Genomic DNA, 14,567 nt, shown 5'->3' with positions numbered 1-14,567 from the left:
TGTTCGGGCGCCGCCCGACGGCGCCCGATATTCCTCCCTTCCATTCACACGGACGCGCGCTCCCGGGCGCGCAGATACACGCCATGAAAACGCTGCGTCTCCTGACGGCTCTTGCGCTGGGCGGCGGCCTGGCCCTGGGCGGCTACTGGTCTTCAAACGGTGCGCGCCGGCCGGCTGATCTGGAGGTCATCCCGGCTGCTGCGGCGGCGGACCGAACTCCGCTCTACTACCGCGATCCAAGCGGCGCGCCGCTCTGGTCCACGGGTCCGAAGAAGGACGACCGCGGGTGGGACTACCTGCCGGTCTACGACGATGACCAGGCGATGCCGGCGGAAACGAAGCCGCAGCAGCAGGCGGCTACCGCGCGAAAAATCCTCTACTACCGCAATCCCATGGGCCTGCCCGACACCTCGCCCGTGCCAAAGAAGGATTCGATGGGGATGAACTACGTCTCCGTCTATGAAGGCGACGACACCGACGACGGTGTGGTGAAGCTTTCGCCCGGCAAGATCCAGCGCACGGGCGTGAAGTCCGAGCGCGCCGAGCGGCGATCGATTCGGGTCCTGGTGAAGGCGCCCGGTACGATTCAACTGGACGAGCGACGCGTGTCGGTGATCGCGATGCGCGCCGAAAGCTTTGTCCAGAAGGTCGCGGACGTGACCACCGGCGCGCGCGTGATGGCCGGCCAGCCGCTGATGGAAATCTACAGTTCGGCAGTCGCTTCCGCGGCGGCGGAATATCTCGCAACGATCACCTCCAAAACGGTCGGCGGAGTCGAGATGTACGGCCGCGGCTCGCGGCAGCGGCTGGTCAATCTCGACGTTCCCGAGCCTGTCATCGCGGAGATGGAAAAGACGCGCAGCGCGCCCGTCACCATGCGCTGGTCGGCGCCGCGCGACGGGATCGTTCTTGAGCGCAACGCGATCGAAGGCATGCGGGCCAATCCCGGCGATGTGCTGTTCCGCATCGCCGACACCTCGGTCGTTTGGGCGCTGGTTGACGTGGCCGAGCGCGACCTCGGCAACATCGCGGTCGGGCAGTCGGTGGCGGTGCGCGCGCGGAGCTTTCCCGGCCGAACCTTCACCGGGAAGATCGCCATCGTTTATCCGCAGGTGAACCGCGATACAAGGACGGTTCGCGTCCGGATCGAACTCGCCAATCCGGACGCGGTGCTGCTGCCGGACATGTATGTCGACGCCGACATTGACACGGCCGATGCCGGACTCGTCCTCGCGGTGCCCGACAGTTCGGTGCTCGACACCGGCAGCCGGCAGGCCGTCCTCGTCGACAAGGGGGAAGGGCGCTTCGAACCGCGGGAGGTCAAGCTCGGCCGGCGCGGCGGCGGCTACATCGAGGTGCGCGATGGACTTGCCGATGGCGAGGCGGTGGTCACCTCCGCCAACTTCCTGATCGATGCGGAAAGCAACCTGAAGGCGGCGTTGAAGGGCTTCGCTGAGGCGGCGCCTCGATCTACCGACGCCGGCCCCGGCCATGCGATGGGAGATCACAAATGATCGCACGCGTCATCGCCTGGTCGGCGCGCAATCTGCTGCTCGTGCTATTCGGCACCGGCTTTGCTGCTGCTGCCGGCCTCTATGCGCTGGTTCATCTTCCGCTGGATGCGATCCCCGACCTCTCGGATACGCAGGTCATCGTCTACACCGAGTATCCCGGCCAGGCGCCGCAGGTGATCGAGGATCAGGTCACCTATCCGCTGACGACGGCGATGCTGACCGTGCCGAAATCGAAGGTCGTGCGCGGCTTCTCCTTCTTTGGCGTGTCGTTCGTCTACGTGATCTTCGAGGACGGCACCGACATCTACTGGGCGCGCTCGCGCGTCTTGGAGTTTCTCAACGGCGCGTCGTCCAGGCTTCCCGCCGGCGTCACCCCGACCATCGGCCCCGACGCGACCGGTGTCGGCTGGGTCTACCAGTACGCCGTCATGTCCAGGGAATTGAACCTGGCGGACACCCGCACGATCCAGGACTGGAACCTGAAGTTCGCGCTGGCCAAGGCCGAAGGCGTCGCCGAGGTCGCCAGCATCGGCGGCTTCGTCAAGCAGTACAACGTGGTCCTCGACCCGCAGCGGATGCGCGATCGCGGCATCAGCATGCAGAAGATCCGGGAGGCGATCCGCGCCAGCAACGCCGACGTCGGCGGGCGTACCGTCGAGCTCTCCGAGTTCGAATACGTCATCCGCGGCAAGGGCTACATAAAGAGCATCAACGATCTCGGCAACATCGTCCTGAAGACGAGCAACGGCACGCCGGTATTGCTGCGGGACGTCGCGAGCGTCGAGCTCGGGCCGGACGAGCGGAGGGGTATCGCTGAGCTGAATGGCGAGGGCGAGGTCGCAAGCGGCATCGTGCTGCAGCGGTTCGACGTCAACGCGCTCGACGTCATCGAAAACGTCAAGAAGCGGTTCAAGGAGATCGCGAGCAGCCTGCCGAAGTCGGTCGAGATCGTACCGGTTTACGACCGCTCGAATCTGATCTACGCGGCCATCGATACCCTCAAGCATACTTTGTTCGAGGAGAGCGTCGTCGTCGGGCTCGTCTGCATCGTGTTCCTGCTGCACGTCCGCAGCGCGCTCGTCGCGATCCTGATGTTGCCGGTCGGCGTGCTGATGGCGTTCGGCGCCATGAAGCTGCTCGGGCTGGGATCGAACATCATGAGCCTCGGCGGCATCGCGATCGCAATCGGCGCCATGGTGGATGCCGCGATCGTCATGATCGAGAACGCGCACAAGCGCCTCGAGCGGGCCAGGCCCGATCAGTCGCGCGTGCAGATCCTGATCGACGCCGCGTCCGAGGTCGGCCCAGCGCTGTTCTTCAGCCTGCTGATCATCACCGTGTCGTTCATGCCGATCTTCACGCTGGAATCGCAGGAGGGGAGGCTGTTCAGCCCGCTGGCGTTCACGAAGACCTTCTCGATGGCCGCAGCGGCACTTCTGTCCGTAACCCTGGTGCCAGCGCTGATGGTGATCTTCGTCCGCGGCAGGATCGTCCCGGAGAGCAGGAACGTCGTCAACCGTTTCCTGATCTGGATCTACCGTCCCGTGATCAAGCGCGTGCTCCGCGCCAAGACGCTGGTGGTCCTGGCATCGCTCGTCGTGCTTGCGGTGACAGTTTGGCCGGCGCGGCAGCTCGGCACCGAGTTCATGCCGACCTTGAACGAGGGGACGTTGCTCTACATGCCGACGACGCTGCCCGGCATTTCGGTCACCAAGGCGGCCGAGCTCATGCAGACGCAGGATCGGATCATCAAGTCGTTCCCGGAGGTTGCTTCCGTCTACGGCAAGGCGGGACGAGCCGCGACTGCGACCGACCCCGCCCCGACGGAGATGTTTGAAACTGTCGTCAGCCTGAAGCCTGGGGAGCAGTGGCGCCCGGGCGTCACCGTCGACAGTCTCATCGCAGAGATGGACCGGGCGCTGCAGTTTCCGGGCGTCTCCAACGCCTGGACCATGCCGATCAAGGCGCGCATCGACATGCTGTCCACCGGCATCCGCACGCCGGTCGGCGTCAAGGTCATGGGCACGGATCTCGTCGAGATCGACCGGCTCGCGAAGCAGGTCGAGCGCGTCATCAAGACCGTCCCTGGCACCTCGTCGGCCTACGCGGAGCGCGGCATCGGCGGGTACTATCTCGAGATCGTGCCGGACCGCGAGGCGCTCGCCCGTTACGGCATCCTGATGCAGGACGTTCAGGATACCATCGCGGCTGCCCTCGGCGGTCAGACGGTCACGACGACAGTGGAAGGCCGGCAGCGGTTCACGGTGAACATGCGCTATCCGCGTGACCTCAGAGACAATCCCAAGGCCATCGCCAGCGACATCCTGGTGCCGATGCCGGCGGGAGGCGCCGTGCCCCTCGGCGAGGTCGCCAAGATCGAGCCGGCGCGGGGGCCGACGTCCATCCGGACGGAGAACGGCCAGCTTGCGACCTACGTCTACGTCGACATCCGGGATCGCGACATCGGAAGCTACGTCGCCGATGCGCAACGCGCCGTGGCGGAGAGCATCCAGTTTCCCGCCGGCACCTACGTCGTCTGGAGCGGCCAGTACGAATATCTGCAGCGAGCCGCCGCCCGCCTGAAGATCGTGGTGCCCGTGACGCTCACGATCATCTTCCTGCTGCTGTACCTGAACTTCAGGACGATGACCGAGACCCTGATCGTGATGCTGTCGCTGCCGTTCGCGTTGGTCGGCGGCATCTGGATGATGTGGTGGCTCGGCTTCAACCTGTCTGTCGCCGTCGCCGTCGGCTTCATCGCACTCGCCGGCGTCGCGGCCGAGACGGGCGTCGTGATGCTGATCTATCTCGATCACGCATTGGCCGAGATGAGGGCCAGGCGCGACGTCGAAGGGAAGCCTCTCACGCGCCGCGATCTCCACGATGCGATCATGGTGGGCGCGGTCGAGCGCGTGCGGCCCAAGATGATGACGGTGGTCGCCATCATGGGGGGGACTGCTGCCGATCATGTGGAGTACCGGGGCCGGATCGGAGATCATGCAGCGCATTGCAGTGCCGATGATCGGCGGCATGATGTCATCGACGCTGCTGACGCTCATCGTGATTCCTGCGATTTTCGGACTGGTCAAGGAGCGCAGGCTTCCCCGCGACGGTGAGGAGGCCGGCGAAATATCGAACCGTGCCTCGTCAGACGTGCCCGAGGCAGCTTGAATTAGAGCATGCTGCGAGAGAGTAGGAGAGTTACGCCGTCAGGGACTTGGCGGAACCTGATTTTCCCCATAGTGTCCAACAGAATCGGATGTGTGAGAGTATGTCCTGGAGGCTGACCAGAGCGAAAAGGAAATGGGTGGGGCGTTTGGTCGCTCTGCTCTATCTTTTTTGCGTGCTTGCGCCGGGCGCTGCGCTGGCGCTCGGCTCCGGTCCGGCTCCATGCTTCGACGATCTGCCGGCGGCCATGGTACATGCGCACGACGCGGCTGCTTCGGCCGATCATTCCCATGCCGGTACATCGCAGCACCACGATCATCTATCCGACGCGTCGAATGCCGGCGGTCACGGCCACGGCAAGAGCGGGCCCGGACCATGCTGCGCGATGCTCTGCGTACCCGCGATCCCGACCAACATTCTGTCGGTCGTGACGCCGGTCCAGCACGTTTCCATCTGCTCGGTCGAGGCAGACCGGAGCCTGCGCGGCGAAGCGCCGGCGCGCCTTTATCGTCCCCCCCATCGCCTGATCTCGAAGTCATTAGCCGGTGCGTAGCGCGCGGTTGCGCGTGTGCGCGCTTTTGACCATCGACAGATCGGGGAAGACCCATGTTTTCGCGATTTTCAGCGAGTTGCTCCGCCATTGGGGCGACGCGCGATCGGCATCGCATATCCGTACTCACCGTCGTAGTCGCGATCGGCGCCGCCGCGCTGGCCGGTTGCCAGCCGATGACGTCCCGCCTGGCCGGCGTCGACCCGGCTGATCCTTCGGTGCCGGTGCGTGGCGTCGCCTACAGTTCGGCGACCGCCCCGTATACCAGCACGCGGCCTTCAGCACCGGCGCCCTGGAAGGCACGGAACGACGCCGTAGCGCCCGGCGCGAAGGACGAAGGCGGCGCACGATGACGGTAGCTCGTTCAAAGCCCGTATTCGGCATGTTGGTCCTGCTGTCCACCACGCTTCTGTCCGGATGCGCATCGTTCCCTCCAGACAGCGGGTTCTCGGCGGTGTCGGAGGTGACGGCCGCAAAGGAGGCCAAGGAGACCGCCTTCGTGCGGTCCGCGGACGAGGCCGAGCGCGCGGAAGCGATCGTCCGGCGGCTGCTCGCCCGCGCGCTCAACGCGGACGACGCGGTGCAGGTGGCGTTCCTTAACAACAAGGGGCTGCAAGCGGCCTACAACGAATTGGCGTTGGCCGAAGCCGACATGGTCGAGCAGAGCCTGCCGCCGAATCCGACGTTCTCGGTGTCCCGGATCGCGGGCAATGGCGCGAGCGAGATCGAGCGGCAGGTCGTCGGAGATATTCTCGCGCTCGCGGCGCTGCCACTGCGCAGCGATATCGCGCGCGAGCGCTTCAGGCAGGCCCAGCTCAGGGCGGCGTTGGCGACGCTGCGCGTCGCTGCCGACGTCCGCCGCGCGTACTTCAAGGCGGTCGCCGCCAACGAGATGTCGGCCTTGCTAACCGACGCTAAGGCCACCGCGGAATCGATTGCGACACTCGCGAAGAGGCTCGGCGAGACCGGATCCCTGAACAAGCTCGACCAGGCCCGCGAGCAGGTCTTTTACGCCGAGACGACGACGGATCTGGCGACCGCGAGGCAAGAGGCTTCCAGTTCGCGCGAGCGGTTGACGCGCCTCCTGGGTCTGTGGGGCGGGGGCCTCGCATTCCGGATTCCAGACAAGCTGCCAGCGTTGCCGAAGAAGCCGCGGGCGCTGCCGTCAGTCGAGGTCGATGCGATCGCGCACCGGATCGACCTGCAGATCGCGCGGATGGAAGTCGTAGCGCTTGCCGAGGCGCTCGATCTCACCACCGCGACGCGATTCGTTACGCTGCTCGACGTCGCCGGCATCGATCGTCGCACGAAGGATCCGGAGAGCCCGTCGTTCCGCGAGCGCGGCTTCGACGTTCAGTTTCAGATCCCGATCTGGGACGGCGGCGAGGTCCGCGTGCGGCAGTCGGCTGCAATCTACGACCAGGCGTTCAATCGTCTGACCGAGAAGGCCGTCAACGTCCGTTCGGAAGCGCGCGACGCCTACCGCACCTATCGATCGGCCTACGATATCGCCAGCCACTACCAGCGCGAGGTTCTGCCGCTGCGAAAGATCATCGCGGAGGAGATGCAGCTTCGCTTCAGCGCCATGCAGGACGACGTCTTCGCGCTGCTCGTCGAGGTCCGGCAGCGCATTGCCTCTCAGCGCGCGGCCATCGACGCTAACCGGGACTTCTTCCTCGCCCAGGCTGAGCTTCGCAACGCCGTGAACGGCGGCGGCGAATCCGGATTGACCTTGGTCGCCCAGGCGGCCGGCGGCGCCAATTGAACGGAGGTGTTTCGATGTTTTCACGCAGAAACTTCCTTGGAGCTGCGGCTCTGGTCGGCGCAAGCGCGGTTTCCGGCCGCGTTCGGGCGGCGTCGATTCCCGAGGCGCCCACGATGGACAAGACGGCGTCCCAGCCCCCGCTACATCCAACGAGCGGCGCGGACTACAGGCCCGTCGTCACGCTGAACGGGTGGTCGCTGCCCTGGCGCATGAACGGCGACTGGAAGGAATTCCATCTCGTCGCCGAACCGGTGTTGCGCGAGTTCGCGCCGGGCATGACGGCGCATCTGTGGGGCTACAATGGTCAGTCGCCCGGTCCGACCATCGAGGCGGTTGAGGGCGAGAAGGTCCGAATCTTCGTCACCAATAAGCTGCCGGAGCATACGACCGTGCACTGGCACGGAATGATCCTGCCGAACGGCATGGATGGGGTCGGCGGCCTCAACCAACCCCACATCAAGCCCGGCAAGACCTTCGTGTATGAATTCGAGCTGAAGAAGAGCGGGACCTTCATGTACCACCCGCACTCCGACGAGATGGTGCAAATGGCGATGGGCATGATGGGCATGTTCATCGTGCACCCGCGCGACCTGTCGTTCCGGCCCGTCGACCGCGACTTCGTCTTCGTCTTGAGCAGCTATCTCATCGATCCCGGCACCTACCTGCCGAAGGTCAACGAGATGACCGACTTCAACATGTGGACGTTCAACAGCCGCGTGTTCCCCGGAATCGATTCGATGCCTGTGCGGCTTGGCGACAAGGTCCGCGTGCGGGTCGGCAACCTCACGATGACGAACCATCCGATCCACCTGCACGGGCACAGCTTCGCGGTGACCTGCACCGACGGCGGGTGGGTGCCAGAAAGCGCGCAGTGGCCGGAGGTGACAATCGACGTGCCCGTGGGCGCCATCCGCGCCTTCGACGTCGTCGCGGACAATCCAGGCGACTGGGCGTTCCACTGCCACAAGTCCCATCACACCATGAACGCGATGGGGCACGACATGCGCAACTTGATCGGCGTGTCGAAGAAGGACCTCGCCAAGGCGGTAGGCAAGCTCGCGCCCGACGCAATGGTGATGGGGGCGACCGGCGGAGCGATGGGCGAGATGGAGATGCCCGCGCCCGACAACACGTTGCCGATGATGACCGGCACCGGTCAGTTCGGCCCGATCGAGATGGGCGGCATGTTCACCGTTATGAAGATTCGGGAAGGCATGGCGCGCGACGATTACGGCGATCCCGGTCCCTACAACTACCCGGCCGGAACTGTCGCCTACGAGGTCGAGGCACCGGCGGCCGAACCGCGGCGACGCGAAACCCCGTCGACCAAACCACCCACGAAGGAAAAGAGCGGATCGATGAAAGAGATGTGAAACGCCGATAGCGAGGACAAGCCAGCATCAACGACGAAAGGAAATATTCATGAGAATCCAACCGCTCGCGAGAACGATCACTGCCGCAATCGCCTTGACCGCTACGGCCGCGATGGCCGGTGGCCAGCACGGCGATCACGCGCACGACGAGTCGTTCGCCACTGGCGAAACCGGCGGCGCGAAGAAGCCGGCGCGAATCGTGCAGGTCACGATGACCGAGACCGACGGCAAGATGGTCTTCGTGCCGAGCAAGGTCGAGGTCAGAAAGAACGAGCAGATCCAGTTCATGCTGCGCAACAGCGGCGAGCTGGACCACGAATTCGTGTTGGGGACGGCCGAGGAGAACGTCAAGCACGCCGAGGCCATGAAGAAGAACCCCGACATGGAGCATGACGATCCGAACGCGAAGCGACTTGTGCCGAAGGCGACTGGCGACATCGTCTGGAAGTTCAGCAAGGCGGGAACGTTCGAGTTTTCCTGCCTCATCCCCGGTCATCGAGAAGCGGGAATGATCGGCACCGTCGTCGTCCGATAATGCACGTAAAATCGAAAGGAAAGAACATGAAGAACAGACTTGCAATCGTGGCGCTCAGTGTCTCGCTGATCGCTTCCACCACTGCATCCGCACAGGAGGCGATGGTGAACGGCGAGGTCAAGAAGGTCGACGAGAGCGCCGGCAAGATTACGCTGAAGCACGGACCCATCAAGAGCCTCGACATGGACGAGGACGGCATGACGATGGTCTTCCGTGTCAAGGATTCGGCGATGCTCAAGCAGGTGAAGGCCGGAGACAAGGTCAAGTTCACCGCGGAGCGGGGTAGCGAAGGGATCACTTTGACGAAGATCGAGAAGAGCAAGTGACCCCTTGGAATTTCGGACGACAACATCGAGAGGAACTGATGAAGAGATTTGCGACGATCGGACTGGCTGTGGCTCTGGCGGCGATGTGGACGCCAGCTCGGGCGCACGATCACCACCACGGCCACGAATCCTACTCGGCGGGAGAGCCCGGCGATCCGGCGAAGCCGTCCCGCACCATCGAGATCGAGATGAGCGAGATGAATTACGAACCCTTCGAGATCGAGGTGAATCTCGGCGAGCAGATCCGCTTCGTGCTGCACAACGCCGGTACGGAAGACCATGAATTCCTTCTGGCCACGACCAAGGACAACCTGAACCACGCCGCGATGATGAAGAAGCATCCACACATGGCACACGACGAGCCTAACGGCGCGCGCGTCGCTCCCAGGAAGACTGCGGAGATCGTGTGGAAGTTCACCAAGCCCGGAACCTTCGAATATTCCTGCCTGATCCCGGATCACCGGGAGTACGGGATGACGGGCCACGTGACGGTGAAGTGAAGGAGAGCGGATGATGAGTGAGAGAGCGCACCTTTGCGATCACCCGCCGTTCGCTTGTGACGCTGGTGGCTGCAGCGGTCTTTGCCAGGCCTGCCGCTGCGGCGGCTGCCGAAGTGGAGGAGACCAGCGATCTCAATGCAGTCCGGACCCGCCTCGGGATTCCTTGAAGTTGGCGCTCAGCCGAGCGTCCCGAAGTCCGTTACCGGGGTGATCCAGTAGACGAGGTTCGTTCCGGCAAATGATGTTCGCGACCGCTCGAGCAGGCTATCGGCCGCGGCCCTTGGCAGCACGACCCGAACCAGCACCTGGTCTGCGTGTCCCTTCACGCGCTCGGCGGCCGTGTGCAGATGGACCGCAGCGCCGTGCCCGGCGACGTCGGACGCCGTGAAGCCGGGGACGAGGTCGGCCTGCTCGCTGAGGAAGTCGAACAGCTCGTCGCGAAACTGATGCGCCGCAATCAGGGTGAGACAGACCGGCTCGCTCGTCATTTCGCGGCCTTTGCGGCGCCGCCGAACCGGCGATACAGGATCGGAAGCAGGATCAGGGTCAGGAGCGTCGACGACAGCAAGCCTCCAATCACCACGATGGCGAGCGGGCGCTGGATCTCCGATCCCGGCCCGGTGGCAAACAACAGCGGGATCAGCCCGAGTGCGGTGATGCTGGCGGTCATCAGGACCGGCCGCAGCCGTCGCCTCGCGCCATCGACGACGATGCGGTCCTCGGCGAGGCCGTGGGCGCGGAGCTGGTTGAAATAGGAGACCAGCACGACACCGTTGAGGACCGCGATGCCGAGCAGCGCAATGAAGCCGACCGACGCTGGCACCGACAGATATTCACCCGTCGAGACCAGCGCAAAGACGCCGCCGATCAGGGCGAAGGGAATGTTGACGAGCACCAGGAGCGCCTGGCGCACGGAGCCGAAGGTGGTGAAGAGCAGCACGAAGATGAGGCCGATCGCGACGGGGACGACGACCGACAGGCGCGCGGCGGCGCGCTGCTGGTTCTCGAACTGGCCGCCCCAGGTGAGGCGATAGCCCTTCGGCAAGGGGAGCTCAGCTGCGACTTTCGCTTGCGCCGCCTGCACGAAGCCGACCATGTCGCGGCCCCGGACGTTGGCGCGGACGACGCTCATGCGGTTGCCGTCCTCACGGTCGATCTTGACGGGGCCGTCGACCCGCTGGATGCGGGCGACCTGCGACAGCGCGACGTGCTGCCCGGACGACAGTGTCAGCGGCAGGCTCGCAAGCAGCGTCGGCGCCTCGCGCGTCGTCTCGCTGCCGCGGACCAGGATCGGCGTGCGGCGGCCGTCCTCAAGCGCCGTGCCGATAGTGCGGCCTTCGATCTGGGTACGCAGCGCGTTGGCGATGGCATCGACCGTCAGGCCGAGACGGCCGGCTTCCATCCGGTTCACCGCGACCGTGTAATATTGGGCGCCCTCGTTCAAGGTCGTGTAGACGTCCTCGGCGCCGTCGATGCTGGAGAGAATGGCGGAGAGCTTCGCCGCAATCTCGTTGAGCTGGCTCATGTCGGTGCCGAAGATCTTGACCGCGACGTCGCCGCGCACGCCGCTGATCATCTCCTGCACGCGCATGTCGATCGGCTGGGTGAAGCTCAGCGACAGGCCGGGAAACTCGGACAGCACCTCGCGCAGCCGTTGCAGGAGCTCCTCGCGGTCGCGAGTTTTCCTCTCCCCGACCGGCTTGAGCACCAGGAAGGTATCGGTCTGGTTGGGTCCCATGGGATCGAGGCCGAGTTCGTCCGAGCCGGTTCGCGCGACGATGCCGGCGACGTCGGGCACCTTCATCAACGCTGCCTGCAGCCTCGCATTGATGGCAAGGGATTCGTCAAGGTTGACGGAGGGCAGGGTCTCCACGCTCACGATGACATCGCCTTCATCCATGGTCGGCATGAAGGTCTTGCCAAGCCGCGTATAGGCATAGCCCGCCGCGATCAGCGCGATCAGCGCGGCGGCGATGACCTTGCGTTCGTTCCGCAGGGACCAGTCCAGCGCCGGCGCATAGACGCGCAGCGCGACGCGGATCAGCCAGGGATCGCCGTGACCCGCCGATTTGAGCAGGAAGGAGGTTGCGACCGGAATGACGGTCAGCGCCAGCAGCAGCGATCCCGCAAGCGCAAAGATGATGGCCAGCGCCACGGGAATGAAGAGCTTGCCTTCCAGCCCCTGCAGGGTCAGCAGCGGAACGAAGACGATGATGATGATCAACACCCCGGAGGCGACCGGCTGCAGCACCTCGCAGACGGAGCGAAAGACGACGTGGATCAGTGGTGCTCCCTTACCCGGCTCGTGCCGGCCGAGATTGCCGACGATGTTCTCGACCACGACCACGAGCGCGTCGATCAGCATGCCGATGGCGATGGCGAGCCCACCGAGGCTCATCAGGTTGGCGGACATTCCGACCGCGCGCATGACGAGAAGCGCAATGACGATCGCGAGCGGCAGACTCAGCGCGATCACCAGGGAGGCGCGCCAGTTGCCGAGGAACAGCAGCAAGAGGATCACGACGAGCACGGTAGCTTCGCCGAGCGCGCGCACCACGGTCCCGACGGCACGTCCGACCAGCCGGCTGCGATCATAGAACACGTTGATCGAGACGCTCGCCGGCAGCGACGGCTTCAGCTCCTCGAGACGCGCGCGGACGTCGCCGACGATCTGCCCGGCATTGGCGCCGCGCAGGCCGAGCACAAGGCCCTGGACCGTTTCGCCGCGACCGTCGGTCGTGACGGCGCCGTAGCGAGTTAATGCGCCGATCTGGACGCGGGCGACGTCTTTGACCCGGATCGGGACACCGTCGCGAGTGTCGACGACAATTGCGCGGATATCATCGATGGTCCGGATGCTGCCCTCGATGCGCACCAGCGCGCTGTCCTCGCCCTGGTTCACGCGTCCGGCGCCGTCATTGCGGCTGTTTGCCTCGATGGCGCGGCGAAACATCTCGGAGGAGATGCCGCGCGCGGAAAGCGCGTCATTGAGCGGTACGATCTCGAAGGCGCGCACGTAGCCGCCGAGCGCGTTCACGTCGGCAACGCCGGGTACGGTGCGTAGCGCCGGGCGGATCACCCAATCGAGCAGAGTGCGCCGCTCGGCGAGCGAGAGTTCGGGGCTATCGATGGTGAACATGAACATTTCGCCGAGCGGGCTGGTAATCGGCGCAAGACCGCCGCTGACCCCGTCGGGAAAATCGCGCGCGATGTTGGAAAGGCGTTCGGAGACCTGATTGCGAGCCCAGTAGATGTCGGTGCCGTCCTCGAAGTCGACGGTGACGTCGGCGAGCGCATATTTGGTTGTCGAGCGAAGGATCTTCTTGTTGGGCAGCCCGAGCAGCTCCAGTTCGACCGGAACCGTTATGCGCTGCTCGACCTCCTCTGGGGTCAGGCCCGGCGCCTTCATGATGATCTTCACCTGGACCGGAGAGACGTCGGGAAAGGCGTCGATCGGCAGGCTCGGAAGGAGAACCGCGCCAGCGCCGATCAGTAGCAGCACGCCTAAAGCGACGAATAGACGCTGTGATAACGCGAATGCGACGAGACGCTGAAGCATTATTGACCGGCCCCGAGGCGCGAGAGAATGCCCCGAAGCGCCGAGATTCCCCCGATCGCGATCTCGTCCTTGTCGCTGAGAGGCCCGGAGACCACGACGTGATCCTGGTCCTCGGCGAGAAGCGTGACCGGAACCAAACGGAATCCGCCATCAATGGCTACGAAAATCGAACTCTGCTCGCCGCGGCGGATCAGGCCGCTGTAGGGAATCTCCCAAGCGCTTTCGCCCGCCGACAGAAAGCTGATGCGCGCAGCCGTCGTCTGCCCGGCATGGAGCTCGCCGTTGTTCGTGATTTCCGCACGCACTAGAATGGTCTGCGTTGCCGCGTCGGCCGTCTCGGACACCAGGATGACCCGGCCCGGCTCGTCGTAACCCTCGACCTCGACCCTTGCTCCGGCCTTGATCGCGCGGATGCCCGAAGCCGGAATTGCGATCTCGGCCCAGAGCGGCGACAGCCGTGCGAGCTTGACCAAGGGCGCGGCCTGCTCGAGCCGCTGCCCCGGTTGCACCGCGACGTCGACGACCGTTGCCGATTGGGGTGCGCTGACGGTCAAGGTTGCACTGATCGCCGCCTCGTTCGTTAACCGGGCAATGGCGTCATCCGACAGCCCGCTCAGGCGGAGCATCTGGCGGCGTTCGGCGACCACAATGCCGGCCTGACGGGCTTCGGTCTGGCTGGCTTCGAGGACGCGCTGCGGAACTGCCTTGCCCTCGAACAGATCGGCGTTCCGCTTGAGCTGCTGATTGGCCAGAACCTCCTGCGCGATGGCCTGAAGATAATCGCGCTGCAAGGTGACGAAGCTTGGGCTTTGCAAGGTGACGAGCGTCTGGCCCGCATGGATCCGATCGCCACGCGCCACTGCCAGATTGGTGACCATGCCGGCGACCGGCGCGCTGACTACCCACAATTGCGGGGTCGGGATCACGATCTGGGCCGGGTAGGGCAGTGTCTGATCGGTCCGGCTCGAGACCGGATGCGTCACGCGAACACCGAGGTTTTGGGCTTGCGCTGGCGTGAGCTTTACGACTTCTTCCGCGGCGACAGCGCAATGCAGTTCAGCGAGTGATAATGCAAATAGCGTTACACCCAGCGTTCTTCGAAATAGCCGCGTCAACCGATGGAGAAGCTGCATCCTTACCATCACCGAAGATGATCTATCGGCCTAGATAGGCTTGGTGATGTTGAAGGTATTGACCCAAGTCAATTGGTGTTGCGCTGCGTCAATCAGTCATGATCCTCGCCGCCACACCTGTTGATTTGGTCTCGCGGCCGGACT

At 64.5% G+C, this 14,567-nt stretch carries 12 protein-coding genes and 1 pseudogene; 10 read left to right on the top strand and 3 right to left on the bottom strand.

Translation table 11 applies throughout. From position 1 onward, the window contains the following. Positions 1 to 83: 83 nt before the first annotated feature. The 10 genes and pseudogenes from AC630_RS25805 (at position 84) to AC630_RS45625 (ending at position 9,898) form a co-directional block, all read left to right on the top strand. Positions 84 to 1,514 carry an efflux RND transporter periplasmic adaptor subunit gene (locus AC630_RS25805; RefSeq protein WP_074121287.1) on the top strand — a complete coding sequence of 477 codons (1,431 nt, stop codon included), beginning with the start codon at positions 84 to 86 and terminating at the stop codon, positions 1,512 to 1,514. Beyond that, positions 1,511 to 4,685 (top strand): annotated as a pseudogene (locus AC630_RS25800) (efflux RND transporter permease subunit). Before AC630_RS25805 ends, AC630_RS25800 begins: the two are co-directional and overlap by 4 nt. Positions 4,686 to 4,821: 136 nt before the next feature. Continuing rightward, complete coding sequence (locus tag AC630_RS25795; RefSeq protein ID WP_245330515.1) at positions 4,822 to 5,235, top strand: hypothetical protein; 414 nt, start codon at positions 4,822 to 4,824, stop codon at positions 5,233 to 5,235. 53 nt (positions 5,236 to 5,288) lie between these two features. After that, positions 5,289 to 5,585 (top strand): hypothetical protein, encoded by a 297-nt coding sequence (locus AC630_RS25790; RefSeq protein WP_074121224.1) that lies wholly within the window; start codon positions 5,289 to 5,291, stop codon positions 5,583 to 5,585. Beyond that, on the top strand, positions 5,582 to 6,997 hold the full coding sequence (locus tag AC630_RS25785; protein ID WP_074121223.1) for a TolC family protein: 1,416 nt from the start codon (positions 5,582 to 5,584) through the stop codon (positions 6,995 to 6,997). The genes AC630_RS25790 and AC630_RS25785 overlap by 4 nt, the downstream gene beginning before the upstream one ends. Before the next feature lie 14 nt (positions 6,998 to 7,011). Next, positions 7,012 to 8,370: a multicopper oxidase family protein gene (locus tag AC630_RS25780; RefSeq protein WP_074121222.1), complete on the top strand. Its 1,359-nt coding sequence runs from the start codon at positions 7,012 to 7,014 to the stop codon at positions 8,368 to 8,370. 49 nt (positions 8,371 to 8,419) lie between these two features. Beyond that, positions 8,420 to 8,905 carry a cupredoxin domain-containing protein gene (locus AC630_RS25775; protein WP_074121221.1) on the top strand — a complete coding sequence of 162 codons (486 nt, stop codon included), beginning with the start codon at positions 8,420 to 8,422 and terminating at the stop codon, positions 8,903 to 8,905. 26 nt (positions 8,906 to 8,931) lie between these two features. Beyond that, positions 8,932 to 9,231 (top strand): copper-binding protein, encoded by a 300-nt coding sequence (locus tag AC630_RS25770; protein WP_074121286.1) that lies wholly within the window; start codon positions 8,932 to 8,934, stop codon positions 9,229 to 9,231. Positions 9,232 to 9,269: 38 nt separating this feature from the next. Further along, positions 9,270 to 9,731: a cupredoxin domain-containing protein gene (locus tag AC630_RS25765; protein WP_074121220.1), complete on the top strand. Its 462-nt coding sequence runs from the start codon at positions 9,270 to 9,272 to the stop codon at positions 9,729 to 9,731. Positions 9,732 to 9,748: 17 nt separating this feature from the next. Then, positions 9,749 to 9,898: a hypothetical protein gene (locus tag AC630_RS45625; protein ID WP_167561283.1), complete on the top strand. Its 150-nt coding sequence runs from the start codon at positions 9,749 to 9,751 to the stop codon at positions 9,896 to 9,898. 9 nt (positions 9,899 to 9,907) lie between these two features. On the opposite strand, the gene AC630_RS25760 is transcribed toward AC630_RS45625, so the two are convergent. From AC630_RS25760 to AC630_RS25750, 3 genes are read right to left on the bottom strand one after another with little or no spacing between them, the layout of a single operon-like run. Continuing rightward, positions 9,908 to 10,219, bottom strand: coding sequence for a DUF3240 family protein (locus AC630_RS25760; RefSeq protein ID WP_074121219.1), 312 nt, complete (start codon positions 10,217 to 10,219; stop codon positions 9,908 to 9,910). Continuing rightward, the gene (locus AC630_RS25755) at positions 10,216 to 13,290 is read right to left on the bottom strand and encodes an efflux RND transporter permease subunit (RefSeq protein WP_074121218.1); all 3,075 of its coding nucleotides are present in this window, start codon (positions 13,288 to 13,290) and stop codon (positions 10,216 to 10,218) included. The genes AC630_RS25760 and AC630_RS25755 overlap by 4 nt, the downstream gene beginning before the upstream one ends. Next, positions 13,290 to 14,423, bottom strand: coding sequence for an efflux RND transporter periplasmic adaptor subunit (locus AC630_RS25750; RefSeq protein WP_083636398.1), 1,134 nt, complete (start codon positions 14,421 to 14,423; stop codon positions 13,290 to 13,292). The genes AC630_RS25755 and AC630_RS25750 overlap by 1 nt, the downstream gene beginning before the upstream one ends. Positions 14,424 to 14,567: the final 144 nt, after the last annotated feature.

Origin of the sequence: Bradyrhizobium sp. AS23.2, from assembly GCF_001908185.1 — a bacterium.
Classification (GTDB): Bacteria; Pseudomonadota; Alphaproteobacteria; order Rhizobiales; family Xanthobacteraceae; genus Bradyrhizobium.
Note: the sequence above shows the minus strand (reverse complement) of the source record. Positions and strands in the feature narration are given on the sequence as shown.